The organism is Janthinobacterium sp. GW821-FHT03C08, assembly GCF_059420905.1.
In genome coordinates this window covers 77307-102668 of the sequence record NZ_JBWKUP010000019.1, presented here as the reverse complement: position 1 = coordinate 102668, position 25362 = coordinate 77307, and the positions used below count along the sequence as shown (strand labels likewise).

The following is a 25362-nucleotide window of genomic DNA, read 5'->3' as shown; positions in this document are numbered from 1 at the left end:
TGCCTTGCTTTCAGTGAGTGGTGCGGCCGACGCATTGCGGGAACTGCCAGATGAGGAGCCACAACGGGTCAACCTGTTACTATAGCCGGGTTTTGCTCTGCATGCCTGAGGCGGTCACGGGCGGATTGCGCCGCCGCGCGAGCGTGCCCCGCGAAAGATTGATACAGATGCGTGCAGACGTTTAAACACTGTATATAATACCAGTATTCAAGTTTCTTGTTTTCACCTGCCGTGAAAAAAACCTGCTGCCGCACGGCAGGTGGCGATCCCAGAAAGCGCATGCTTTGCGCCGCCTGGTCGCTTATAATCCTCGTTTAGCAAAAAAATCCAACGCGCGCGAGTTTTTGGCTCCCGCCGCAGTTCATCAGGAGTTATTCATGGCATCAGTCAACAAAGTCATCATCGTCGGCAATCTGGGCCGTGACCCGGAAATCCGCTACATGCCTAGCGGCGACGCGATCGCCAACATCGCCGTGGCCACTTCGTACAAGTCGAAGGACCGCAACACGGGCGAACAAAAAGAATTGACAGAGTGGCACCGTATTTCGTTCTTCGGCCGCCTGGCGGAAATCGTCGGCCAGTACCTGAAAAAAGGTTCGTCCGTGTACGTCGAAGGCCGTCTGCAAACCCGTAAATACACGGACAAGGACGGCGTCGAGAAGTACGCAACCGACATCATCGCGGAACAGATGCAAATGCTGGGCGGCCGTTCCGGCATGGGCGGCGGCGACGCCGGCGGCGATGACAGCTACGGCGGTGGCGGCGGCTACGAAGCCCCGGCCCCGCGCCAGGCACCGGCCCCGCGCCCAGCCCCGGCCCCGGCCCCACGTCCGGCACCGAAGCCAGCGCCGAACTTCTCGGACATGGACGACGATATCCCGTTCTAATTCGGACAAAGCCGTTTTTTGTTGCTGAAAGCCTGTTTTCTGAGAGGAGAACAGGCTTTTTGTTTTCTGGAAAGAACAATGCCTACCTGGCCAGCGCTTCCAGGCGGGGCATGCCGACCCATCCAATCTGGCCCTGGCAGTGCCCGCTCATCACGCGTACACGAGCAAGGGCGGTACCTGTGGGCCCTGGTGGATCATTTTTGATTTCAAGGATGGCGACCGTGTCCCCTTTCAGCGGCTGGCAGGCATGCATGGCGCTGCCTTCGATGGTTGCGTCCTTCAACAGCACGTTGCTGTCGGTGAGCTTTGCCATGCGTTCGGGCCCTTGTGCTCCTGCCAGGGGGCAGCTGAATGCCAGGACGATGGCGATGAAATTTGCTTGTTGCATATCTCCTCCATTGAGTCAGTCAGAAAAACCATCAATGGTTAAGATCATCGGCAGGCTTAAAAATTCCATGCCGCTGGCCTGGAGGACAGGTGCGCATGCTGCATCACGCCAGCCTTAATCGCGCAGCGCCATCTCCAGGCGGTAATTCGCCACCGCATGCCTGCGCGCCGCATTGCGCATCAGATACACCTGCACCGTGTATTCGCCATCGGCTGGCAGTTTCGCCTGAAAACTGTTGCCGCTGGTCGAGCCGATGAACAGGGCTTCGTCCTGGCCGGCCTGGCGGATGTTGAAATAGTTCGACGCCTGATTGGTTTTCAGCTTGACGCTGAGGGTCTGTCCCGCCTTGGCGTGGAGCGTGTACTCGGCCGTGGCGTCGCCCTTGATCTTGCCCTTCACGCTGTGCGTGGCCTGGTTCGCCGTCAATTCCACGGTTTCCTTGTGGACAGGATCGGCGCTCCACGCGGGCGTTGTCAACACGAGAGCCGCCAGCAGCAGGCTGGCGCGGATGGGGGCATGGATGGCTGGCATGGTGTAACTCCTTGAGTGGCAAGCGCGTGGGCTGCTTGCCCATCGCTTGCCGATACTACCGCAAAGCGGCCGCGGCGATGTGTGAAGCTGTCATCGGGCGTGCCGCAGGAATGGTTGATACAGCTCAACACGCGGGCGGTAGAATGACGCCCCATCCTGACCAATTTGAGATTCCTGCCTGCGCCATGAAAATACTCCCCTTGCTCCTGTCCTTGCTGCTGGCCTTCCCGGCCGTTGCCGGTGCCGCCAATTATTGCGATTCCCCCGTCCGCTCGATTGTCCACAACAAGAGCTATGACGATGTCATGAAGATCGCCAAGGCACGCGACCGCAAGATCATCGATGCGGAGTGCAGTTTTACCGACGCCATCGTGAACATCCAGGAAGAGCAGACGGGGATCGAGCGCTATCCGGGGCGTCTGCTGATCGCCGATGCCCGCGATGAAAACTTCATCGCCACGCGGCGCGTGGGCGAGTACACGATTTTCACGTATCGCCTGGACCCGCGCCGCGTGCTGCAGTTTGCCCTGAAGGACACCAGCTGGGCCGAAGGCGAGGAATTCCAGGCGGGCGCCTACAAGATCATCGGCGTCAGGGAATTCAAGACGCCGACGGGCTTCCCCGTCAAATTGCTGGTGGCGCAGGGCTTCCAGTTCTACGGCCCTCCCTGAGGCCGCCGCCGGCCTGCCCTACTTCGCCACGGGCACGCTGGCGCCGCCGCGCTGCAGCGCCCACAGCAGGGCCAGGGCCAGCAGCGCCGTGCCGACCATCACGTCGCCGATCACGTCGAAATGCTGCAGCTTGCCATCGGCGCCGAAGGTGACGAGGTGGCCGGCGATGACGGAGGCGATGCCGCCGGCCAGTTGCTGGATCGATGCGCTGATGGCGTTGAAGGAGCCGCGCTGGCTCGCCGCTGGCACGGACGAGACGAGGGCCTGGAACGGGATCATGCGGGAAAAGATGCCGACGAACATCAGCGAGTTGATGAAGATCAGCATCGGCAGGCTGATGGTACCCAGGCGCGTGTAGACCAGCACCATGATGATGGACACCACCGTGCCGAAGGTGAAGACCCTGAATTTGCCGTAGGTGTCGGCGGCCTTGCCGATCAGGGGGCCGAAGAAGATCGTGCACACGCCTGTGATCAGGTAGACCGTGGGCAACTGGTGCATGTCGATGCCCAGGTTGTTGACGATGTAGGCGCTGCTGAAGGGCATCAGCATGAAGCCGCCCGTCGTCAGGACGGCCGTGATGGCAAACGCCAGCAGGTAGCGCCGCTCCGTGACGGTGTGGTACAGGTGCATCCACGGGCTGTGTTCCTGCGGCAACGCCAGGTGCGCGTTGACGGGTTGCAGTTTGCGCAGCATGAGCAGGCCGCCGGCGAGGCCGAAGCCGGCCATCGCCAGGAAGGGCATATGCCAGTCCCAGCGGTTCGCCAGGTACAGGCCGATGGGGATGCCCAGCACCTGGCTGGCGGCAAACGCCGTCTGGATCAGGCCCATGACCCTGCCGCGCATGTGGGGCGGGAACAGGTCGGTGGAAATGGCCAGCACGATGGAGCCGATGACGCCGCCGAACAGGCCCGTGACGATGCGCGCCAGCAGCAGCATGGCATAGCTGTTGGCCAGGCCGCACCACAGGGTGCCGAGAATAAAGCCCGTGTAGAAGAACAGCAGCAGTTTCTTGCGGTCGTAGCGGTCGGCCAGGCCCGCCGTCAGCAAGCCCGCGATGCCGGCGCTGAAGGCATAGGCCGAGACCACGAGGCCGAATTGCGTCGTATCAATGCCGAGTTCGGGAATGATCATCGCGCCCAGCGGCGACATCAGCATGAAGTCGACAATGACGGCAAATTGCAGGAAGGCCAGGATCGCGACGACGAATTTCTGGTAGGGGGAAAAGGTCCCCGGTGTGGCTTGCTTGATGGAAGTCATGTCTGGTTTTCATGGTGATGTGGTGCGGGACGGCCGCGCTGCGCGCGCTGCTGCAGGACTTGTTCGCGTTCTTCCGGCGTCATTTTTTGCCAGCGCTGCCATTGGCCATGGCCGTCTCCACGCCCGCGGCCGCGAAAGCCGCCGAACAGGATACGGCTCAGTACCAGCAGGCCCAGCGCGCGCCGGTAATCGATGCGCGCGACGCCGTCCACCAGGCCCGGCATGATCCAGTTCCACAGCAGCATGACCACGCCGCCCAGGAGCGCCGCACCGGCCAGCAGCAGGCCGACCTTGGCCAGTTTTCCTGCCCGTATTTTCGTTCTCAATCGCATGATATTCCTCCCTTCTTACTCGTGATAAAAATCTTGCAGCTGCAGACGCAGAGACAAGACTGCATAGCGCTTGCGCGCCAGTAAAGTGTTGACGGCAACACCACTTTGCGCCGCCATGTCCTTGAAGCTCAGGCCTTCCAGTTCGTGCGCGACAAATACCTCGCGCTGGTTGGCCGGCAAGGCGTCCAGGGCGCTCTGCAATGCCTGCAGCAGCAGCGTCCTGGCATAGGCCGCCTCCGGTCCCGCATCGCCCGAAGGCAGCATCAGGTCGAGGCGGCAGGCATCGTCTTCGTCTCCGTCGCCGAGCTCGTCCAGCGCCGCTTCCTTCTTCTTGCGGAAGCGGTCGATGATACGGTTGCGCGCCACGCGGAACAGCCAGGCACTGGCTTGCTCGATCGGCGCCGGCAGCCGGCACGCTTCGATGAATTCCTGGAAGACGTCTTGCAGGATGTCATCGGCATCGGTGGGATCGGGCACGCGGCGGCGAATGAAATTGCCGAGTTTCAACTGCTCGCGCTCGACGGTGTCGGCGATGCTTTGCTCTTGCGCAAGGCTGGAGGGCGAAGTGTGGGGCGGGTTCATGTCATTGAAGACGTTTCAGCAGCGGGAATATTGTGGCGCGACGCATTTATATTGTGCGCCTGCCGCGGCGGCATGCCTTTTTTCATCTTTCTTGACTTCGGTGTTTTTAAATCGCCGCGCACGTTTCAAGGCAGGGTGGCGGGGCTGTTTCACGAGCGCTGCCGTGTATGGTGGAGGCCGGGCGGGTTCCTGGCGCTGCCGCGCAGGGCCTGTGCTTATTGTCCACACTGAAAGGAACGCAGATGGGTATTTCCGGAAAAGTCGCGCTGGTCACGGGGGCCGCGCAAGGCATCGGCAAGGCCATCGCCTTGCGCCTGGCCAAGGATGGCGCCGATATCGCGCTCGTTGACCTGAACCAGGAAAAGCTGAACGCTGCCGCCGCCGAGGTGCGCGCGCTGGGGCGCCGTGCCGTCACGTTTATTGCCGACGTGTCGCAATTGCAGCAAGTCACCGCAGCGGTGGCGTTTGCCGAGAAGGAACTGGGCGGCTTCGACATCATCGTCAACAACGCGGGCATCGCGCAGGTGCAGCCGCTGCTCGACGTGACGCCGGACGAAGTCGAGCGCATCATGCGCATCAATGTGCAAGGGACGCTCTGGGGCATCCAGGCGGCCGCCAAGACGTTCAAGCGGCGCCAGCACAAGGGCAAGATCATCAATGCCTGCTCCATTGCCGGGCATGACGGCTTCGCCCTGCTGGGCGTGTATTCGGCCACCAAGTTTGCCGTGCGCGCGCTGACGCAGGCGGCGGCCAAGGAATTGGCGGCCGACGGCATCACCGTCAACGCGTATTGCCCCGGCGTCGTCGGCACGGACATGTGGGTGGAGATCGACAAGCGCATGGCCGAGGTGACGGGCGCCGCGCCGGGCGCGACGTACAAGAAATACGTGGACGGCATCGCGCTGGGACGCGCCGAGACGCCCGAGGACGTGGCGGGACTCGTTTCCTTCCTGGCGGGGCCGGACGCGGACTATATGACGGGCCAGGCACCGCTGATCGATGGTGGACTCGTATACCGCTGATGGCTTGAGCGCGCACAAAAAAACAGGCCGCGCATGCCTGGAATGCGCAGCCTGTTTGTGCGGCATCAAGGCTTAATTGATGCTCACTTCCTTGCGGTTATCGCGCGAGACGCGGTCGATCATCTTGTTATACGGATCGACGCCTACTTCGAACGGCTTGTCCTTCACCGTGATGGTGATCACCGGATCGCTGCCGGACAGGACGCGCTTGTCCGTGAACAAGACCTTTTCATCTTTTTCCTTGGCGCCCGGGGCGCGCGCGAAGATGGCGATCTCCACCGGCTCGTCATAAGCGCGCGGGCTTTCCTTGCCCTTGCCGTCCGACTCCAGCTTGGCCAGGTGCAGCTTCATGGTGACATCCCACTGGCCATCCTTGCGCTGCACGGCGCTCGCCTGCGTCACGCGGTTGTCGTAGAAGACGATCTTCTCGAACAGGTCCGTGATCAGGGCCTGCTTGTCCTGCGGCGCTTCGGCGCGGATGTAGGCCAGCAGTTCCAGGGTGGTGGTGAACGGCGCCTGCTGGAAGCCCTTGTCCTGCAGGTAGCGTTTCAGGGCACGGTTCAGGGCTTCCTCGCCGATTTCATCGCGCAGGCGGTAGAACACCAGGCTGCCCTTGTTGTAGTGGATGTATTGCTGTCCTTCCACGCGTGCCAGCGGCTGTTCCTCGATGGCTTCGCCGCCGCGTCCGCTCAAGTAGCGGTCCAGCTCGTAGCGCAGGAAGCGGCGCATCTTTTCGCGGCCGTATTCCTTTTCCATCACCATCAGCGCCGAGTACTGCGACAGCGACTCCATCAGCATGGTGGCGCCCTGCACGTTGGCGCCGATCACCTGGTGGCCCCACCACTGGTGCGCCATCTCATGCGCCGTGACGTAGAACACGTAGTCGATGTCATCCTTGTTGCGCAGGTCGGCGATGAAGCCGATGCCTTCCGAATACGGAATCGTGTTGGCAAACGACTGCGCGAAGCTCTGGTAGCCCGGAAATTCCAGGATGCGCACCTGCTTGTGCTGGTAGGGCGTGAACTGGGTGGTGTAGTAATCGAGTGACTTTTGCACGGAGGTAATCATGCGTTCCGTGTTGTAGCCATGCTTCCTGTCGAAGTAAATCTCGATCGGCACGCCGTGCCAGTCGCCCTTTTTGACGTCCCAGCGGGCCGACAGGTAGGCAAAGAACGGCATCATCGGCTGGTCCATCTTGTAGCGGTAATAGCGGCGGCCATCCTTTTCCCAGCTGGCCTGCAGGTAGCCGGGCGCCAGGGCGATCTGCTCGCCGCTGGTGGAGACGGTGGTATCGAAATGGATCCAGTCCGCTTCATTGCCAAAGACGGTATTGCCGTAGGCGGATTTGTCTTCCAGCTTGGCCATGCGCTGCGGTTCGCCCAGGCCGCGCTTGCGCCGTTCATTGCGATCCGTCAATTCCATGTGCTGCGCATAACCGAAGTGGGGGAAGTAGCTCTGGTTGTTGAAGAAGGTGCCATTCAGGTTGACCTGGTCCGGGGTGCCGTCGTTGGTGAAGCCCTGGTGCGTGACGGCCACCGTGAAGTCCAGCGGCAGGGTGGCGCCCGGCGCCAGGGGCCGGGCCAGCTTGAGGATGCTGAAGCCGAGTTCCTTGTCATCGAGCGCGACGGTGTGCTCAGGCAAGTTCAGCCAGTGCGTGTCCAGGTCCGGGTTGCGCTGGATGCGCAGGGTATCGAGCGGCTGCTGCGTCTTGTTCTGCAGCAGGTAGTGGCCCTTGATCAAGACCTTGCGTTGCTCAGGATAAATATCCACGTCGGCCTGGACGTCGGTGATCTTCAGCTGCGGCAAGTCCTTGTATTGTTTGTACAATTTCTCGTAGCGGGCCTGCTTGTCCATGCCGATGTTCGACGTCTCGTACTTGTTCAGCACGTTCGTGTTGTAGAAAATCCAGCCGCCCGTGCCTGCCCAGCACAGCACGACCACGGCGAGGGCGGCGCCGGCACCGCCTTGCAGGCGCTGGCGGGCCAGGCGCGCGCGCGCGCGCCAGTCGGCGGACAGGCCGCGCACCCAGAACGCATGGGCCAGCATGACGAGGGCCACGGTAAACAGGCTCCAGTAAAGGGCAAACCAGGCCCAGCCCGTCAGGAAGTGGCCGTAGCCATTCATGTCCGAATACTTGATGGCCGGCGTGCCGCCGAAGGCGTACAGGTTGTGTTCCAGGTGCAGCATGCCCAGCACGGCTTGCGCCACCATCAGCAGGATCACCAGCAGATAGCCGATGAACTTGTTATTCGACAACACCTGCAAGGTGAGGGCGCACAAGCCCATCAGCACGAAGAACAGGGACGCGAGCAAGGTGCCTTGCAGGTACAGGCCCAGTTCCACGGGCGCGCCGCCCTTGTAGAGCTGGAAGCCGATGGCCGTGACGACGCCCACCAGCAGGTAGCCGGCGATGACGCCGACCAGGGCCGTGCACTTGGCCAGCAGCGGTACCCAGCCGGGCACGGGCATGGCATCGCTGACGTCGGCGATCTTGACTTGCCGTTCCTTGAAGATCAGTTCGCCCGCATAAAACGTGACGATGATGATCAGGAGGAAGCTGAAGCTGTTGCTGATATTTTGCAGCATCAGGTGCGTCATCGGATACACGGCCGTGCCATACATATTCTTGGCCACGCTGGCGCCGGCGACCAGGTTGATGACGCCGAACAGCAGCATGACGAGGAAGGGCAGGCTCCGGAAGACGCCTGCCGCGTCGAAGCGCAGGATCTGCCACCACTGGCGCCAGGCCGTGGCGGGGGTAAAGGTGGGGATGCTGCGCGGCAAGTGCAGCGGCGCGGCGACGGCGGGCGCTGCTGCCTGCGCCTTGTGCTTGCCGAACAGGCGCTTGCCCGTGCCCGTGCGCTGCGGCTTGAAGAGGAGCACGGTGGCGGCAAACAGCACGACGGTGATGCCCAGCCACAGGGCGCGGTTGGCCAGCAGGTAGCCGGACAGGGGCGGCAGGCTGGCATTCGACTCGGCTGCCGTGAAATAGCGCGTCATGCGGCCGAAGGCGCGCACGCCGAAGGGGTCGAGCAGCACGGCATACCATTCATTGTTGATGTCGCGCGTAAACACGCCGGCCATGGCCCACAGCACGAAAAAGCCCAGCACGCCCACGTACACGAGCATCATCGAGCGCGTGGTGGCCGCCAGCAGCATCAGCAGGGCGCCGATGAACAGCAGGTTGGGGATGACGATGACGGCAAAGCTCCAGGCATACGTGTGCAGCGAAAAGGCGCCCACGCGCTGGGCGTCGACCCAGGGCATGACGGGGCCGAGCATGGTGGCCAGGGCAATGGCGACAAAGATCACCAGGCAGGCGGCAAAGCCGGCGGCGAAGCGGCCGAACAGGTAGTCCCACTTGCGCATGGGCGTGGCGAACAGCATGTCGGCCATGCCCACTTCGCTGTCGCGCAGCACGGCGCCGGCGATGAAGACGGTGACGAGAAACATCGCCAGCAGGCTGAAGATGCCCAGCATCTGCGCCACCACGGTGGGCGCGTTGCGGTTGATGTTGCCGATGGCGCCGCCGATCTGCACGGAGTCGCTGGTGGTGGCGCCAAAGGCCATCAGGGCCATGATGACGGCAAACACCCACAGCAGCGGCTGTTTCAGCTGGTAGGCGAGGTCAAACTTGAAAAATTCCTTCCACATGGCGGCCCCTTACGCTGCGACGGCGGCTGGTGCGGCGGCGGGTACGGGCGCACCGTTGCGGGCGGCGTTGCGCACATGCAAGAAATACACGTCTTCCAGGTCCGGCGCGATCTGCACGAAGCCGCTGTCGGGCTGGCTGTCGGCATAGACATTGATCTGCGGCTTGCCGCCCACCAGGCGCGTCGACAGCACCTGGTGCGACTGCTGGTACTGCGCCAGCTCCTCGGCGGTGACGCTGCGGCGCCAGACCTTGCCGAGCAGGGTGTCGATGGCCGCCTGCGGCTCGCCCTGCACCAGCACTTCGCCCTTGACGATCATGGCCATGCGCGGGCACAGGTCCGTCACGTCGTCGACGATGTGCGTCGACAGGATCACCACCACCTGCTCGCCGATCTTGGCCAGCAGGTTCAGGAAACGGTTGCGCTCGTCCGGGTCCAGGCCGGCCGTCGGTTCATCGACGATCACCAGGCGCGGCGCGCCCAGCAGCGCCTGGGCGATGCCGAAGCGCTGGCGCATGCCGCCCGAATACGTGCCCAGGTTGCGCTTGCGCGCTTCCCACAGATTGGTTTGCTGCAGCAGGGCTTCCACGGCTTCCTTGCGCGGGCCCTTCTCCGTCAAGCCCTTGAGCACCGCAAAGTGGTTGAGCAGGGTTTCCGCGCTCACCTTCGGGTAGACGCCGAAATCCTGCGGCAGGTAGCCCAGCTGGCGGCGCAGGCCTTCCTTGTCCTGCAGCACGTCCACGCCATTGAAATGGATGCTGCCGCTATCGGGGTCTTGCAAAGTTGCAATAGTACGCATCAGCGACGACTTGCCCGCGCCATTCGGCCCCAGCAAGCCGAACATTCCGTTGGGAATGTCCAGGCTGACATTGTTGATGGCCTTGACGCCATTGGCATACGTTTTGTTCAGCTGTTTGATCGATAGCATGTGCAGCACTCTCCAGAGCTTGAGTATGAAAGCCGGCAGATGCGTGTCTGCCGGTCTGTGCAAGGGGATCACCCTTATTTCCTGTCAGCCGCGATGGCGGATGTTACTTAAAAACAATAATATATAGCCAATAGGCATAAAAGAATTATTTTTGCGACAAGGGGCGAAAAAACAGGGATGAAATGCGGAAGCGCCGGCATGAGTGACGCAGTGCTACACTCGCCCGCTTCAGCAATGCCTGCGGGCAGGGGGGACGGGAGCATGCCAGCAGTACCGAACATGAGCTTGCGCGCCATCGCGCCCGGCGAGGAAGGGGCGCTGGCGCAGCTGTTCCAGCTGTACTGCTACGACAATACCGGCTGGAGCGGCGAAGACGTGCTGGCCGACGGCCGCTACGATGCATGCGACGCCGGGCTGGCCGAGTATGTGCACGCTCCTGGCCACGGGGCGGTGTGGATCGAGGTCGATGGCGCGCTGGCCGGCTTTTACCTCACGGAAGCGGGCATGGCGGGCGCCACGCCGGTGCAGGAATTCAGCGACTTTTTCATCCTGAAGAAATACCGGCGCCGGGGGCTGGCGCTGGAAGTCGTGCGGCGCGTGCTGCTCGGCAACGACACGACGTGGCTGGTGGCCATGTTCCGCGCCGATGCCGCCGCCAATGCCTTTTGGCAGCAGGCGTTTGCGCGCCTGCCGTTTGCCGAGGTTGCTCCTTGGGAAGATCCCGGCTTGCCGCAGTTTCAGCTGTATCTGCTGAAGCCGTCCGCTGAAACCGGCGGCGTGCGGACTAGAAGCGCATCTTGACGTAGGCCGACGGTCCCGTCAGGCGTACGTTCAGGTCCGCATCGCGCTCGCTGTCGCGGTGCAGCTTGATTTTCGAGATGCCGTAGTCGGCCACGAAGCCGACGTTCTTGAAGGGAAACCATTCCACGCCGATATTGCCGCCGTAGATGTGGCCGTTGATGCGGCCGCCATTTTTCCTGATGCCGGACGCTTCCGCATACATGCGCAGGTCCGGCGTGAAGGCGTGGCGCCAGCCCACTTCCAGCAGCGGCGCGAATGCGTGCTCGCCGATGGAGTCGCGCGCCGTCGCCGTTTCGCCATTGACGACGCCCGTGGCCGTGCCGTTCAGGTTGGCATTGTAGTAGGCGGCGCCCAGGCCGATGCCGAAGGTGTCGTTGCCGCTGCCCAGCCACCAGCGGTAGGACATCTTCGCCAGGTCCAGTTTCAGGTCGGCGTCAGCGGTGGCCGTGCCCGTGACGGGCTGGCCATTGATGATGGTCTGGCCGGTCAGCGTCGGCGTGTAGGACTTGTCGTAGCGGTAGTAGTCGAATGCCAGGCCATGGTGGTCGCCGATCAGCAATTCGGCCTTGATGCGGGGAATGGTCGTGCGGCTGGGATTCGATTCGGGCGCGTCGATGCGGCCAAACTGCGTGTCGGCGCCGACATTGATGCGCGGATCGGCGGCGAAGGCGCCCACGGAAATGCTGACGCGGTCCAGGGTGGGCGACGGCTCCGCCCGCGCCGTGGCGGCGGCCGTGGCGACACCCAGCACGCCCAGCATCATGGCGCTGCGCAAGGCGAGATGGCGCAAACGGGGGGGCGACAGGCGGGCGGGGACGGGCGTGGCAAACATGGGGCAACTCCTCAAAATAAAGTGAATACTGCCGCGGCATCGGGGCGGCATGGTGTATGCGGTAATGCAATGAGGAAATGGTAGCAATGCTGTCTTGGGGATGACGTAGCCGCACGGCGCAAGTCATCGTCGGATTTGTCCTACTGCATGGACATCGTGGAGAGAGGAAGACTATGTTGCAAACCATCATGGAACTGCACACCCCGCGCCTGCTGCTGCGGCAATGGCGCGACAGCGACCTGGCGCCGTTCGCCGCCCTGCATGCCGATCCGCGCGTCATGGCGTGCTTTCCCGCCACCCTGTCGCACGAAGCGAGCGATGCCCTGGCGCAGCGCTGCCGCGATCTGATCGCCGCGCGGGGCTGGGGCTTGTGGGCCGTGACCTTGCGCGACAACGGCGCCTGTATCGGCATGACGGGGCTGCATGTGCCCGACGCTCAGCTGCCGTGTTCGCCATGCGTGGAAATCGGCTGGCGCCTGGCCTTCGACTACTGGGGCAAAGGTTACGCGCAGGAAGCGGCGCAGGCGGTCCTGCGGGACGGCTTTACCCGCCTGCAGTTGCCCGAGATCGTCGCATTCACGGCCTTGCCCAACGTGCGCTCGCGCGCCCTGATGGCACGCCTGGGCATGCGCCGCGAGCACGCCACGTTCGAGCATCCGGCCCTGCCGCCCGGCCACCGTTTGCGCACGCATTGCCTGTATCGCCTGACGCGCGCAGAATGGTGCGCACGGGAGGAAATCACACCATGAAAATTGCCGCCATTTCCGATATCCACGGCAACCTCGACGCGCTCGATGCCGTGCTGGCCGACATCGCCCGGCGGGGCGTGGACATGATCGTCAACCTGGGCGATATCGTCTCGGGCCATCTGCAGCCGCGCGCCACGGCGGCGCGCCTGATGGCGCTGGACTTGCCTACCATCCGCGGCAACCATGAGCGGCAATTGTTCGGCGACCCTGTCCGCATGGGCGAGTCGGACGCCTTTGCGCGCGCGCAACTGTTGCCTGAGCAACTAGCCTGGATCGCCGTGCTGCCGGCCACCTTGCGCTTGCGCAAGGATGTGCTGCTCGTGCATGGCACGCCGCAAAGCGACCTCGTATATTTTCTTGACAGCGTCACGCCGCAAGGCAGCCGCGCCGCCACGCCGACCGAGGTGGTCGAACGGGCCGGGCCGGCCGATGCGGCGCTGATCCTGTGCGGCCACACGCACATGCCGCGCAGCATGCGTCTGGACGACGGGCGCCTGGTCGTCAACCCGGGCAGCGTGGGCTTGCAAGCGTATGACGACGACCATGGCTATCCGCACGTGATGGAAAACGGCACGCCGCATGCGCGCTACGCCATCGCCGAGCAGGGGAAGGACGGTGCCTGGACGGTGCACTTCCACGCCGTCGCATACGACTGGGAAACGGCGGCCCGGCTGGCGCTGGCCAACGGCCGGCCCGACTGGGTGACGCCGCTGCGCACGGGCCGGGTCGCTTGATTAGCGGAACTCCTCGGCGACCAGGTTGTACTTCTGCATCTTGTGGTACAGGGTCTGTTTCGGCAAGCCCAGCACCGCGCTGACTTCGCTGACGTTGCCGGAATAGGCGCGCAGTTCCTGTTCGATCAGGGCCCGTTCGAAGCCGTTCACCTGTTCCGCCAGCGACAGCGGGCTGGACTGGCTGCCCGCCAGCAGGCTCGACGTGCCGCCGGCGATACCGAGCACGAAGCGGTCGGCGATATTGCGCAGCTCGCGCACGTTGCCGGGCCAGGAATGGGCCATCAGGTTGCGCATCTGCGCGCTGGAGACGACGGGCGCGGCGCGGTTGTAGCGGGCGGCGGCGGCCAGCACGAAGTGCTCGAACAGGATGGGGATGTCTTCGCGCCGTTCGCGCAGGGGCGGCAGGTGCAGCACGATCAGGTTCAGGCGGTAGTACAGATCGCTGCGGAACTTCTGCTGCTGCGACAAGTCTTCCAGGTCCAGCTTGGCCGCGGCGATGACGCGCACGTCGACGGGCGTGGGCACGTTGGAGCCGAGGCGTTCGATATAGCGCTCCTGCAGCACGCGCAGCAGTTTGACTTGCAGCGACAGGGGCAGCGATTCGATCTCGTCGAGGAAGAAGGTGCCGTGGTCCGCATGCTCGATCTTGCCCACTTGCCGCTTGGCTGCGCCCGTGAACGCGCCCGGTTCGTGGCCGAAGACTTCGCTTTCGAAGATGCTTTCGGGAATCGCGCCGCAGTTGACGGCGACGAAGTTGTGCTTGCGGCGGTGGCTGAAGTCATGCAGGCAGCGGGCCACCATTTCCTTGCCCGTGCCCGTGTCGCCATAGATCAGCACGTCGGCCGGTTCGTCGGCAACGTCGAGTATCAGGCGCCGTATGTCGCGCATCGCCACGGAATTGCCCAGCAGGCGCGCTTCGATGCCGCCGCCGTCCTCGAGCTGGCGGCGCAGGCTGTGCACTTCCAGCATGAGGCGCCGCGTTTCCAGCGCGCGCAGGATGACGTCGACCAGCTGGTCGGACGAATACGGCTTTTCGATGAAATCGTAGGCGCCCGTGCGCATGGCGTGCACGGCCATGGTGATGTCGCCGTGGCCTGTGACGAGGATCACGGGCAGGTGCGGGTCCAGGGTTTTCACGGCCTGCAGCAGCTCCAGGCCGCTCATGCCGGGCAGGCGCACGTCGCTGACGACGATGCCGGGGAAGTCCGGCGTCAGCAGCTTGTAGGCCAGCTCGGCCGAGTGGAAGGCCAGCACGTCCAGGCCGGCCAGCTGCAGTGCCTGCTCGCTGCCCTCGCGTACGGTGGGGTCGTCTTCGACCAGCAAGACCTTCAAGCCCTCAAACATGTTTTTCCTCCTGCGTTGCAATCTGTAGTTCGATGGTAAAGATGGCGCCGCCGCCGGGGGCGTTGTCGGCGCGCAGCACGCCGCCGAACTGGCGCGTGATCTGTTCGGAAATGGCCAGTCCCAGGCCCAGTCCCAGGCCTTGCGGCTTGGTGGTGAAGAACGGTTCGAACAGGTGTTCATAGACTTCCGTCGACAGCCCCGGCCCCGTGTCGGCCACGTGGATGAGGACGTGCTGCGGCGTGCTTTCGACGGACACGCGCAGGCTGCGCACGTCGCTGCCGTTCATGGCGTCGAGCGCGTTGGCATACAGGTTGACCAGCACCTGCTCCAGGCGGTTGCTTTCGCACATGGCGAAAATGTCTTCGGGCGGCAGATGCAGGCTGAAACGCACATTTTCAACCTGCAGGCGGCGCTCGACGAGGAACAGGGCGTTGCTGATCGCCGTGGGGATCGAGACGGAGGTCAGGCTGGTCGTCGATTTGCGCGCAAATATCTTCAATTGTCCCGTAATGGTCCCCATCCGGGCCGCAATTTGCGAGATCTTCGCCAGGTTGCGGCGCGCGTCGTCGAGCCGGCCCCGCTCGAGCAGGATGACGGCATTGTCGGACATGGTGCGCAGCGCCGTCAGCGGCTGGTTCAGTTCATGCGTGATGCTGGCCGACATCTGTCCCAGCACGGCCATCTTACCGGCTTGAAATAGTTCATTCTGCGTGATGTGCAGTTTTTGCTCGGCCTTGCTGCGCACCTCGATTTCCTGGCTCAGGCTTTGCGTCATGGCATTGAGTTCCGACGTGCGTTCCTCGACCATGGTTTCCAGGTTGTCGTAGGCATGCTGCAAGTCTTCGCGGGCGCGCAGTTTTTGCGCCACGGCCGCGCGCCGCTGGCGCAGGTAAAAGAACAGCAGCATGAAAAAGCCCAGCAGCACGCAGGAGAAGGCGGCCGCCGCGCGCGCGCTGGCTTTCGCCTGCGCCAGGTCGGACAGGTAGATGAAGGTCCAGTCGCGCGGCGACTTGAGCTTGATCTGCGTCATCACGCTGGAGCTGGTCTTCGGCGGCGCGTCGGCCCGCTCCTGCTCGCGCACGCTGATCACGCGCGCGCCATTGCCCAGCTGGCGGTCGGACACGAAGGGGATGGCTTCGAGCTGCTTCGAGTAGTACTGGCGCGTGCGGTTGAGTTCTTCGACGATGGCCGGCGACAGGGGCGCCAGGGTGCGGTATTTCCAGTCCGGCATGGAGCTGAGGAAGATCACGCCATGCTCGTCGGCCAGCATGACCTTGTCCGCGCCCTGCACCCAGCGCTTTTCCAGGTTTTCCAGGTTTACCTTCACCGTGGCCAAGCCCAGCATGCGGCCATTCTGATAGATGCCGTGGGCAAAGAAATAGCCAGGCTCCAGCCGCGTCGTGCCGACGCCATAGAAGCGCCCCGGCGTGCCGCGCAGGGCATCCTGGGCGTAGGGACGGAACGAGATGTTGTCGCCGATAAAACTGTCGGGCTGCTGCCAGTTGCTGGCGGCCCGCGTATTGCCGTCCAGGTTGCTGATGAAGATGGTCGAGGATTTCGCCTGGGCATTCATCTGTTCCAGGTAATGGTTGACCGTGTCGACCAGCACCGGGTCTTCCGGGTGCTGCAGCAGGCGGATGACGTCGCGGTTCAGTTCCAGCGTCTTGGGCAGGAAGTCGTACTTTTCCAGCGCGTTTTCCAGGCTGCTCACATACACCTCGAGGCGCTGCGCGCCGCTGGCCTGCAGCTTGCCGATGGCGATGCGTTCCGTCCAGAAATACACGAGCCAGACGGTGGCCAGGCAGGCGGCCAGCACCACGCCCCAGGCCAGCGCTTCGCGGCCCGACCGTTGCGACAGGCGCTGGCGCCAGGAAAGAGGAGGTTTGCTGCTGGTATTCATAGTCAGGTGCGAACTTGCAAGAGCCCACAGTATCGCATCAAGGTGCGTGCCATATAAAAAAGCCGCCGGAAAGTAATCCGGCGGCCTGCAGCGTAGTTGACGCATATGCCACAAACATCACGACGTCCGACAAAATCGTAGCGCGCGGCAGTGAGACTCGGCGCCCCCTTGTGGCCGAGCCGGTGAGCATCGCCGGCCGCAAAGCGCGCCGCGCAGTGGATTTTGACCGACGTCCTTAGAAAGTATGACGCATGCCCAGGTTGAAGCCGCTGTTGCCCGTGCCATTGTCCGTCGCATTGCCGACGACGAAGGTGGCGCCGTTCTTGTTGCTGATGTGGCCATAACCCGTGTACAGGTCGCTGCGCTTGGACAGGGAGTAGAACGCGCCGATGGCCCACTGCTGGGCGTCACGGTTCAGGCTGCTCTTGTCGTTGTGGCGGATGTAGGACGCGACCAGCTTGGTGGCGCCGAACGGGGCGCTGAAGCCGACGAGCACGTCATTGCTCTTGCTGTTGTCCAGGGCGCGGTTGTCGGCGTAGCCGAAGTTGCCTTGCAGCACGCCAAAGTCGTAGCGGGCGGCCAGCAGGGTGTTGCGCGTCTGCTGCGTTGCCAGGGCATTTTCCTTGCGGTGGTGCGTCAGGGTCACGTTCAGCGGGCCGTCGATGTAGTGCACGGCGCCGCCCAGGCTGCGGTTTTTCGCATTGTCGTCGGCCACTTCGCCGAAGCCATATGCGAAGTCGGCCGACAGGTGGCTGTACGTCGGCGTGGTGTATTGCACCATGTTGTCGACGCGGATATTCGTCACCATCAGGTTCGAGGCCGTGCCGGCCAGGCCGATGACGAAGGGGTCGGCCACGTCTCGCAGGGCCAAATAGTAGGGCGAGTACTGGCGGCCCAGGGTGACGGCGCCGGCGCTGCCGGACAGGCCCACGTAGGCCTGGCGGCCGAACAGCAGGCCGCCCTGGCCCGACGTGCCGGTATCGATATTGAAACCGCTTTCCAGCACGAAGTTGGCGGACAGGCCGCCGCCCAGGTCTTCCTTGCCCTTGAAGCCGATGCGCGAGCCGGAGGCGACGCCCGAGGCGACACGGTTGAGGCGGTCGCCCGCCGCATCCTTGTCGAGGACCAGGCCGGCATCGGCCACGCCATAGATGGTCACGCTGGATTGCGCCAGGGCGCCGCCGGAGGCTGCGCCGAGGGCCAGCAGGGTAAACAGGACTTTTTTCATGAGAATCTCTCTAGTAAGGGGGATAACTACTGATCGCACTACCTGACTGCTTGTTACTCAACATGGAAAACAAATAAATGGCCCGCTTGTGGCGGGCCATGGCGCCTTAGGCCTTGCTAGCGTGGTCCGCTTCGCCCCAGTGGCTTTCTGTGTTCTGGTTGGCTGCGTTGGCCGCAGCTGCTTCTTCTTCCGTGGCCAGGCCGCCTTCCCACTTGGCGACGACGGCCGTGGCGACGGCATTGCCGACCGCGTTGGTGGCCGAGCGGCCCATGTCGAGGAACTGGTCGACGCCCATCAGCAGCAGCAGGCCCGCTTCCGGGATGTTGAACTGGTTCAGGGTAGCGGCGATCACCACCAGCGAGGCGCGCGGCACGCCGGCCATGCCTTTCGAGGTGAGCATCAGCAGCAGCAGCATGGTGATCTGCGTGCCGATCGACAGGTCGATGCCGTAGGCCTGGGCGATGAACAGCACGGCGAAGGTGCAGTACATCATCGAGCCATCGAGGTTGAAGGAGTAGCCCATCGGCAGCACGAAGCTGGAAATCTTGCGGTCCACGCCGAACTGGTCCAGTGCCACCAACAGTTTCGGATACGCCGCTTCCGAGCTGGCCGTCGAGAAGGCCAGCAGGAACGGTTCGCGGATCAGGGAAACCAGTTTGAAGACGCGCGGACCGATGACGACGAAACCGGCGGCGATCAGCAGGGCCCACAGGCACAGCAGGCCCAGGTAGAAGCCGCCCATGAACTTGGCAAACGTGACGAGCACGCCCAGGCCGTGGGTGGTGATGACGGATGCCATGGCGGCAAACACGGCCAGCGGCGCCATGTTCATGATGGTGCCGGTGATGCGCAGCATGACCTGCGCCAGTTGGTCGACGACGGCCGTCAGGGTCTTGCCCGATTCGCCCAGGCCGGCCAGTGCGCCGCCAAAGAAGATCGAGAACACCAGCACTTGCAGGATTTCATTGTTGGCCATCGCCTCGATCGGCGATTTCGGCACCAGGTGCGTGAAGAAGTCTTTCAAGGTGAAGGCGGCCGTCTTCAGGTTGGTCGAGGCGTGCACGTCCGGCAAGGGCAAGCCCAGGTTGGTTCCCAGTTGCATCAGGTTCGACAGCACCATGCCCAGCGCCAGCGACACCAGCGAGGCCACGACGAACCAGCACATGGCTTTCAGGCCGATGCGGCCCGCCGTCTTGCCGTCGCCCATGTGGGCGATGCCGACCGTCAGGGTGGAGAACACCAGCAGCGCGATGATCATCTTGATCAGGCGCAAGAAGACGTCGGTGACGATGGAAATATTGCCAGCGATCTGAGCGCTGACTTTGGCATCAGGGAAGGCGGTGTTGCATCCATACCCCACGATGATGCCGAGAATCATGGCAATCAGGATGTACAGGGTTAATGGCCGTTTCTTTTTCATTTTGACTCCTCCAAATGAAGCGCCGCTGTGAGCGGATTATTGATAGCGAGCAACTCAAGCTTGGAGTCAATATTTCTCAAAAACAAGCCCTTGCATGCTAGCGATTATTTGCAGCAAAACCTGTACATAGCAAAGGATATGCCTGAAATGGATTTTCAGCAGAACCTTTCTTAACCTATTGATTTAAAGCACTTATTTAAATTCAAAAATGTTGTTAGATTGCAGCGCTGCGCGAAATATTGGACGGGGGCGGCCATCGCTGTATGACTTTTCATACGCTAGTCGCGGGGGCGCGGCCGTGGACGAAAAAGACAAGATTATCAGGACAATAAAAAAGCCCCTCCGAAGAGGGGCTGCTGGCGTGCGCGAGGCGTATTCTTTTGACTTCAGAACTTGATATTGGCCGTCAGGCTGAACGAGCGGGGCTGGCCGGGCGTGTAGCGGTAGCCGGACTTGTTGATGGCCGCCACGTAGGCCTTGTCGGCCAGGTTGTAGGCGTTCAGCTGCAAGTCGAGGTTCTTGTTGACCGGATACGTCGCCATGGCATCGAAGACCCAGTAGGCGTCGATGCGGGCCGGCGTGCCGACGGCACCATCGGTGCCGCGCAGCATTTCGCCCACGTAGCGGGCGCCGCCGCCGAGCTTCAGGCCGAAGGGCAGGGTGTACGACGTCCAGCCCGTGAAGGCCTGCTTCGGCGTGTAGCTGAGGTTATTGATGCCGCTGGCCGTGACGACCTTGCCCGACTCGACACTGGTATTCATGCGCGTGTAGCCGGCGCTGACGAGCCAGTTGGGCATGATTTCGCCCACCATGCCGATTTCCACGCCCTGCACGCGTTTCTTGCCGTTCTGGTAATAGATCAGGTCGACGGGGTCCTGTTCCACTTCGTTTCTCACTTCCGTCTGGTACAGGGCGGCCGAGAACGACAGTTTCTGCTTCAGGAAGTCCCACTTGGTGCCGATTTCCTTGGTGGTGGTTTCCTGCGGGTCGTAGATCGGGTTTTGCGCGCTGCTGGCGCCCGTGCTCAGGGTGAAGTTGGTGCCGGGCGGCGCTTTCGATGTGGCCCACAGCGCATACACGCTGCTGTCCGGCGTCGGCTTGTACAGTGCCGAGATCTTGCCATTGGTCAAAGTGTCGCTGAGGGTGATGTGCGCGGGAATCGGCGTTCCCACGGGCAATGGCTGCACGGCGGGCGGCGTCACGGCCGCCTGCAGGGTGACGGCGTCATAGCTGGTGTTGAAATGGTCGAAGCGCACGCCGCCGTTGAAGATCCACTTGTCGCCGAACTTGATGGTATCGAAGACATACGCGCTTTGCGTGTTGACCTCGCCTTCGCTGTAGGCGCCGTTGCGCACGGGATTGAAGCCGGTGACGGGATCGCGGGGATTCGGGTGGTACAAGTTGGCTGCCGGCAAGGTGCCCATGCTGGCGGCCACATAGCTGTAGTTGGTCTGCTTTTCGCTGGTGAACTCGGCGCCGGCCACCACCGCGTGCTTCAGCGCGCCCGTGTCGAATTGCGCGCTGAGGATGCTCTGGTTGGTCAGGATGGTGTTTTCCTGGTCCTTCACCGTGCGCGTGGAGCGCGCCAGGGTCCAGGTCGACGGATCGGTGGCCACGGGCGTCTTCAGGTTGGCCGTGGTGCCCATGAAGGCCGTCAGCAGGTAGTCCTGCTTGGTCTTGCCATAGCGCGTCGTGTTCTGGAATTGCACGGTGGGCGAGAAGTCATGGTCGATGCGCAAGGTGCCCATGTCGGCCTTGACCTTGTCGTAGTCCGAGGTGGAGCCGTAGAAATTCTTTGGATCGACCCGGGCGGCGTCGTTCAGGAAGGTACGGATGACCTTGTTCGTTGGCGTGATGGTGTCCGGCGTCGTGTAGCCGGGCAGGCCGATGGTCGGCACGCCGCCGTCGGGCACGTTGTCCTGGTCCACGTGCAGGTAGCTGGCCGTGATGCGCGTCGGCTTGCCGATGCCGAAGGTGACGGTGGGCGCGACGGCCCAGCGCTTGTTCTTGATTTCGTCGCGCGCCGGGTTGCCGCTGTCCTGCGTCATCAGGTTCAGGCGGAAGGCCGTGCCCGTATCCGTGTCGAGGACGCGGTTCCAGTCGGCCGTGGCGCGTTTCTGCTTGCCGCTGCCGGCCGTCAGCAGGGAGTTGAACTTGTTGTCCATGGTCGCCGTCTTGCTGACCAGGTTGATCGAGCCCGTCGGCGAACCGCGGCCGCTGTCCGTGCCCGCCGGGCCCTTCAGCACGTCGATCTGTTCGATGTTGAAGATATCGCGCGAGATGGAACCGACGTCGCGCACGCCATCGACATAGATGCTGCCCGACGCATCGAAGCCGCGCATGTAGACGGCGTCGCCCGTGTTCGTGTTGCCGTTTTCACCGAGGAAGAAGGTACCCACGCCCGGCGTGTTGCGCAGCGCGTCCGTCAGGGTCAGCGCGCCTTGCTGTTCGATCAATTCCTTCTTGATCACGACGATGGTTTGCGGCGTGTTGACCAGTTCTTCCGTGTATTTCGGCGACGACGCTTTCTCGGCCTTGAAGTCATTTTCCTTGGAACCCACGACCTTGATTTCGTTCAGGGTTTGCTGCGACGCGGGGGCGCTCTGGCCGGCCGGGTCGGCCGCCTGGGCGGCGACGGGCAGCAGCATCACGGCCAGGGCGGCGCCGACGTGCTGGTTGAAACGGGATGGGGCGTGTTTGCGGCTCTTGATTGCCATCTTGCTCTTTCGATAGGGTCAGGGAAGTGGCTCCTGGCTGGCGCTGCCGGATCGGTGCAATCGCACGCAGGCAAGTGGCTGGCGGTGGGGCGGGTTGAGCGACATTGTAATAATTGGGCGCTATTTCGTAAATGAGAATCGTTATCAGTCTCGTTTACGCAACGCTTTCTTTGTGCTTGGAAAAAAACACTGTCATGCCGCATGCATGCTTGCTTTGCGCGCCCGTCGCTGCTACGCGCGCAGGCGCCGCGCGGCGGGAGTATGATGAGCAACCTTTACAATTTCCTTCCAGCATGCTCCACACTCCCGACGCCTTTACTCCCCTCATCGATGCGCCTGAACCGGCGCCGGCCGCGGCCGACACCCTCACGTTTGTCTTCCACCGGGGCCGCCTGCTGCTGCGCACGCCCGAACTGGCCCTGCCCACCGCAGCCGAGGCGGCCGCGCTCGATATCGACCTGGGCCGCGCCCAGCCCGTGGGCTTGTGGCAGGGCCGTTATTGCCAGACCGTCTGGAGCGATGAAGAGTCTTTGCCGGCCGACAGCGGCCTGGCCTGGCACGGCCTGCGTTCCCTGTTCAACGCCGTCGACGACGGCTTCCTGGGCCTGGCCAGCCGCGCCGTGCAGCTGGCCGAATGGGCGCGCACGCACCGTCATTGCGGCGTGTGCGCCACGCCCATGCAGCGCGCGCGCGGCGAACGCTGCTTCACCTGCGCCGCCTGCGGCATGCTCGCGTATCCGCGCATCTCGCCGGCCATGATGGTGCTCATCCGCAAGGGCGAGCAGGTGCTGCTGGCCATGCACAAGCATTCCCCGTCGGAGCGCTTCAGTCCGCTGGCCGGTTTCCTGGAAGCGGGCGAGTCGATCGAGGAAGCCGTGCACCGCGAAGTGATGGAAGAGGTGGGCTTGCGCGTGCACAATCTGCAGTACTTCATGAGCCAGTCGTGGCCGTTTCCCCATTCGCTGATGATCGCGTTTACGGCCGATTACCTCGATGGCGACATCCGCCTGGACGAGAACGAGATCGCCGAGGCGCGCTGGTTCGGTCCCGGCGATGCGTGGCCGGAGGCGACGTCGAGCGTCTCGATTTCCGCCCTGCTGGTGCGCGCGCACCGGCCGCCGGCCGTATAGACAAAGCAAGGTCTGCCGGGGCAGGCCGTCACATTTTCTATATACTGGCGGCAATTGCAAATTTTAGGGTGGTGTAGCATGTCTCAAGAAGAATTCTCCGAAAACGACTGGCGCCGGCTGATCAGCAGCCTGGGCGAAGATCCGCAGCGTCCTGGCCTGCTGGAAACGCCGGCGCGCGTGGCGAAAGCCTGGAAACACTGGACCTCCGGCTACGGCCAGGACCCGGTCGACCTGCTGAAAGCCTTCGAAGATGGCGCGGAACAATACAACGAGCTGATCGTCGTGCGCGGCATTCCCGTCTACAGTCATTGCGAACACCACCTGGCGCCGTTCTTCGGCAAGGCCACCATCGGTTATGTGCCCAACGGCAAGATCGTCGGCCTGTCGAAACTGACGCGCCTCGTCGACTGCTTCTCCAAGCGCCTGCAAGTGCAGGAACGCATGACGATGCAGATCGCCAATGCGCTGATGGAAGTGCTGGAACCGAAATCGGTGGGCGTGGTCGTGCGCTGCCGCCACCTGTGCATGGAAAGCCGCGGCATCCGTACGCCGGGCGAAGAAACCATCACCTCGGCCATGCTGGGCGAGATGCAGCCGAACCTGGCGCTGCGCACGGAATTCCTGGCCCTGGCGCGCGAAAGCTGATTTTCGGCGACGATGCGGGACGAAGGCGGCTGATGCCGCCTTTTTTATGGCCTGCCCGATTCCCGCTCCGCCAGGTAACGGGCCGGCGGCTTGCCCACGGCCTTGCGGAACATGGTGACAAAGCCACTCGTGTTTTCATAACCGAGTTCCAGCGCCACGGCTTTTACGCTGTGGCCTTGCGCCAGCCGCTGCAAGGCCAGGATGACGTGCAGCTGCCGGCGCCAGCGGCCCACGCTCATGCCCATTTCCTCCAGCGACTGCCGGGTCATGCTGCGCTCGCTCATGCCGATGCGGCCGGCCCACTCGGCCAGCGTGCTTTTGTCGGCCGGCTGCGCCAGCAGCAGCGAGGCCAGGCGGCGCAGGCGCGCATCGCGCGGTATCGGCAAATGCAGGTCTTCCACCGGCGCGGCCGCCAGCTCGTCGAGCAGGGTGGCCACCAGGCGTTCCTGCGCGCCCTGCAGCACCGTCAGGGCGGGGAAGGCGGCCGCCTTGGCGATCAGCTCGCGCAGCAGGGGCGAGACGGCCACGGTGCAGCAGACGGCGGGCAGGGCCGGCGCCATGGCCGGCTCGACGAACAGGCAATAGCATTCCGCCTCGCCCACGCCCTGCGCCGCGTGCATCAGGCCGCCCGGTATCCACACGGCGCACTGGGGCGGCACGATCCATACCCCGCTTTCTACCTCGCAATGAATCACGCCCCGCGTGGCATACAGCAACTGCCCCTTGCGGTGCTGGTGCGGAGCCTGCTCCCCGTCCTCGCGCACGCTGGCCAGGCCCACGGCCAGCAAGGGACGCAGCACGCCATCGACGTCGAAATCGAAGATGGAGGCGGCGGCGTCCAGGCCCAGCCGGGCGGTGAGCATGTTGGGCAGCAGAGGATGGGGCATGGGCGAACTTTTGGCTGGATTGAATAATATTGTGGCTATTTTATGCAATGACGTGCGGCGCCGCCACCGGTATCGTGTGGCTATCCGCAGCCCCGCTTCAACGGCAACCGCCGCCGCCCGTGTTCTGATGAAGGTGAGGAGGAACGGCAACCCCCTTTGTAGGAGTCACCCCATGCAACTCGATATCACCCATTTTCCCCTCGTCTGGATGCGCCGCGAAGCCGCGTCCGGCGTCCCGCCCGACGGGCTGTTCGCCCAGTTCGACGCGCTGCTGGCGCGCCGGCAGGCCTTTGTCATCCTCAGCGAGGAAGGTTTTGACGAGGACGGGCACGAGCACCCGCAGGAAGAACGCAAGCGCGCATCGCTGTGGATGAAGCGGAACAAGGCCGCCATCCGCGCCTACATCCAGGGCATGGTGCTGGTCGAGCCGAGCGCCGCCAAGCGCCTGGCCGGCAAGGCTTTTGCCGTCATGTTCGGCAAGTTCTGGGGCTACCCCCTGCACTTCGGCACCAGCCGCGACGACGCGCTCGACATCGCCCAGCATTTGCTCAAGGCCTGGCTGCCGCCAAGGGAAGACTGACAACGCCAAGAGCACCTGACAAAACCGTAGCGAGCGGCAGTGATTTGTGGACAAGAAGCGCAACCGTACTTTTGTACGGGGGCGCCGAGCCGGTGAGCATCGCAGGCCGCAAAGCGTGCCGCGCAGCAGGTTTGCTCAGGT

23 protein-coding genes are annotated in these 25362 nt (G+C 63.2%); 9 read left to right on the top strand and 14 right to left on the bottom strand.

What is annotated here, in order from left to right:
* Positions 1-377 precede the first annotated feature (377 nt).
* Positions 378-887: a single-stranded DNA-binding protein gene (gene ssb, locus AC07VL_RS23885; RefSeq protein ID WP_076569341.1), complete on the top strand. Its 510-nt coding sequence runs from the start codon at positions 378-380 to the stop codon at positions 885-887.
* A gap of 82 nt (positions 888-969) precedes the next feature.
* Here ssb and AC07VL_RS23880 read toward each other — a convergent pair whose 3' ends face one another.
* Positions 970-1275 carry a hypothetical protein gene (locus AC07VL_RS23880; protein ID WP_494808052.1) on the bottom strand — a complete coding sequence of 102 codons (306 nt, stop codon included), beginning with the start codon at positions 1273-1275 and terminating at the stop codon, positions 970-972.
* Between the two features lie 114 nt (positions 1276-1389).
* Entirely contained in the window at positions 1390-1806 is a 417-nt protein-coding gene (locus tag AC07VL_RS23875; protein ID WP_494808051.1) for a hypothetical protein, read from the bottom strand.
* Between the two features lie 185 nt (positions 1807-1991).
* Here AC07VL_RS23875 and AC07VL_RS23870 point away from each other — a divergent pair, with 185 nt between their 5' ends.
* On the top strand, positions 1992-2477 hold the full coding sequence (locus tag AC07VL_RS23870) for a hypothetical protein (protein ID WP_494808050.1): 486 nt from the start codon (positions 1992-1994) through the stop codon (positions 2475-2477).
* A gap of 18 nt (positions 2478-2495) precedes the next feature.
* Here AC07VL_RS23870 and AC07VL_RS23865 read toward each other — a convergent pair whose 3' ends face one another.
* The 3 genes from AC07VL_RS23865 to AC07VL_RS23855 are packed head-to-tail and all read right to left on the bottom strand — an operon-like array spanning position 2496 to position 4651.
* Positions 2496-3737: an MFS transporter gene (locus AC07VL_RS23865; protein ID WP_494808049.1), complete on the bottom strand. Its 1242-nt coding sequence runs from the start codon at positions 3735-3737 to the stop codon at positions 2496-2498.
* Positions 3734-4069: a hypothetical protein gene (locus AC07VL_RS23860; RefSeq protein ID WP_494808048.1), complete on the bottom strand. Its 336-nt coding sequence runs from the start codon at positions 4067-4069 to the stop codon at positions 3734-3736. The genes AC07VL_RS23865 and AC07VL_RS23860 overlap by 4 nt, the downstream gene beginning before the upstream one ends.
* A 15-nt stretch (positions 4070-4084) precedes the next feature.
* Complete coding sequence (locus AC07VL_RS23855) at positions 4085-4651, bottom strand: RNA polymerase sigma factor (RefSeq protein WP_494808047.1); 567 nt, start codon at positions 4649-4651, stop codon at positions 4085-4087.
* A 242-nt stretch (positions 4652-4893) separates the two neighbouring features.
* On the opposite strand from AC07VL_RS23855, the gene AC07VL_RS23850 reads away from it, so the two are divergent.
* Complete coding sequence (locus tag AC07VL_RS23850) at positions 4894-5673, top strand: acetoin reductase (protein ID WP_494808046.1); 780 nt, start codon at positions 4894-4896, stop codon at positions 5671-5673.
* Between the two features lie 72 nt (positions 5674-5745).
* Here AC07VL_RS23850 and AC07VL_RS23845 read toward each other — a convergent pair whose 3' ends face one another.
* Together AC07VL_RS23845 and AC07VL_RS23840 are read right to left on the bottom strand one after the other, a co-directional pair.
* Positions 5746-9327 carry an ABC transporter permease/M1 family aminopeptidase gene (locus AC07VL_RS23845; RefSeq protein WP_494808045.1) on the bottom strand — a complete coding sequence of 1194 codons (3582 nt, stop codon included), beginning with the start codon at positions 9325-9327 and terminating at the stop codon, positions 5746-5748.
* Between the two features lie 9 nt (positions 9328-9336).
* The gene (locus tag AC07VL_RS23840; RefSeq protein ID WP_494808044.1) at positions 9337-10254 is read right to left on the bottom strand and encodes an ABC transporter ATP-binding protein; all 918 of its coding nucleotides are present in this window, start codon (positions 10252-10254) and stop codon (positions 9337-9339) included.
* A gap of 261 nt (positions 10255-10515) precedes the next feature.
* Here AC07VL_RS23840 and AC07VL_RS23835 point away from each other — a divergent pair, with 261 nt between their 5' ends.
* Positions 10516-11055, top strand: a complete 540-nt coding sequence (locus AC07VL_RS23835; protein ID WP_494808043.1) for a hypothetical protein — start codon at positions 10516-10518, stop codon at positions 11053-11055.
* On the opposite strand, the gene AC07VL_RS23830 is transcribed toward AC07VL_RS23835, so the two are convergent.
* On the bottom strand, positions 11039-11887 hold the full coding sequence (locus tag AC07VL_RS23830) for a hypothetical protein (RefSeq protein WP_494808042.1): 849 nt from the start codon (positions 11885-11887) through the stop codon (positions 11039-11041). The genes AC07VL_RS23835 and AC07VL_RS23830 overlap by 17 nt on opposite strands.
* A gap of 173 nt (positions 11888-12060) precedes the next feature.
* On the opposite strand from AC07VL_RS23830, the gene AC07VL_RS23825 reads away from it, so the two are divergent.
* Together AC07VL_RS23825 and AC07VL_RS23820 are read left to right on the top strand one after the other, a co-directional pair.
* Positions 12061-12636: a GNAT family N-acetyltransferase gene (locus tag AC07VL_RS23825; protein WP_494808041.1), complete on the top strand. Its 576-nt coding sequence runs from the start codon at positions 12061-12063 to the stop codon at positions 12634-12636.
* The gene (locus AC07VL_RS23820; protein ID WP_494808040.1) at positions 12633-13370 is read left to right on the top strand and encodes a metallophosphoesterase family protein; all 738 of its coding nucleotides are present in this window, start codon (positions 12633-12635) and stop codon (positions 13368-13370) included. The genes AC07VL_RS23825 and AC07VL_RS23820 overlap by 4 nt, the downstream gene beginning before the upstream one ends.
* Here the strand turns inward: AC07VL_RS23820 and AC07VL_RS23815 are convergent, their stop codons facing one another.
* The 5 genes from AC07VL_RS23815 to AC07VL_RS23795 all read right to left on the bottom strand — a co-directional run bounded on the left by AC07VL_RS23815 (position 13371) and on the right by AC07VL_RS23795 (position 21979).
* Positions 13371-14714 (bottom strand): sigma-54-dependent transcriptional regulator, encoded by a 1344-nt coding sequence (locus tag AC07VL_RS23815; protein WP_494808039.1) that lies wholly within the window; start codon positions 14712-14714, stop codon positions 13371-13373.
* On the bottom strand, positions 14707-16614 hold the full coding sequence (locus tag AC07VL_RS23810) for a sensor histidine kinase (protein ID WP_494808038.1): 1908 nt from the start codon (positions 16612-16614) through the stop codon (positions 14707-14709). The genes AC07VL_RS23815 and AC07VL_RS23810 overlap by 8 nt, the downstream gene beginning before the upstream one ends.
* Positions 16615-16849: 235 nt before the next feature.
* Positions 16850-17842, bottom strand: coding sequence for a porin (locus AC07VL_RS23805; RefSeq protein WP_494808037.1), 993 nt, complete (start codon positions 17840-17842; stop codon positions 16850-16852).
* A 106-nt stretch (positions 17843-17948) separates the two neighbouring features.
* The gene (locus AC07VL_RS23800) at positions 17949-19262 is read right to left on the bottom strand and encodes a dicarboxylate/amino acid:cation symporter (RefSeq protein WP_494808036.1); all 1314 of its coding nucleotides are present in this window, start codon (positions 19260-19262) and stop codon (positions 17949-17951) included.
* 386 nt (positions 19263-19648) lie between these two features.
* Positions 19649-21979, bottom strand: a complete 2331-nt coding sequence (locus tag AC07VL_RS23795) for a catecholate siderophore receptor Fiu (RefSeq protein ID WP_494808035.1) — start codon at positions 21977-21979, stop codon at positions 19649-19651.
* Positions 21980-22272: 293 nt separating this feature from the next.
* Here AC07VL_RS23795 and nudC point away from each other — a divergent pair, with 293 nt between their 5' ends.
* Positions 22273-23109, top strand: a complete 837-nt coding sequence (nudC, locus tag AC07VL_RS23790; RefSeq protein ID WP_494808034.1) for an NAD(+) diphosphatase — start codon at positions 22273-22275, stop codon at positions 23107-23109.
* Positions 23110-23187: 78 nt separating this feature from the next.
* Entirely contained in the window at positions 23188-23754 is a 567-nt protein-coding gene (gene folE / locus AC07VL_RS23785; RefSeq protein ID WP_290602537.1) for a GTP cyclohydrolase I FolE, read from the top strand.
* A gap of 44 nt (positions 23755-23798) precedes the next feature.
* Here folE and AC07VL_RS23780 read toward each other — a convergent pair whose 3' ends face one another.
* Positions 23799-24617: an AraC family transcriptional regulator gene (locus tag AC07VL_RS23780; RefSeq protein WP_494808066.1), complete on the bottom strand. Its 819-nt coding sequence runs from the start codon at positions 24615-24617 to the stop codon at positions 23799-23801.
* A gap of 196 nt (positions 24618-24813) precedes the next feature.
* On the opposite strand from AC07VL_RS23780, the gene AC07VL_RS23775 reads away from it, so the two are divergent.
* The gene (locus tag AC07VL_RS23775) at positions 24814-25221 is read left to right on the top strand and encodes a hypothetical protein (RefSeq protein ID WP_494808033.1); all 408 of its coding nucleotides are present in this window, start codon (positions 24814-24816) and stop codon (positions 25219-25221) included.
* Positions 25222-25362: the final 141 nt, after the last annotated feature.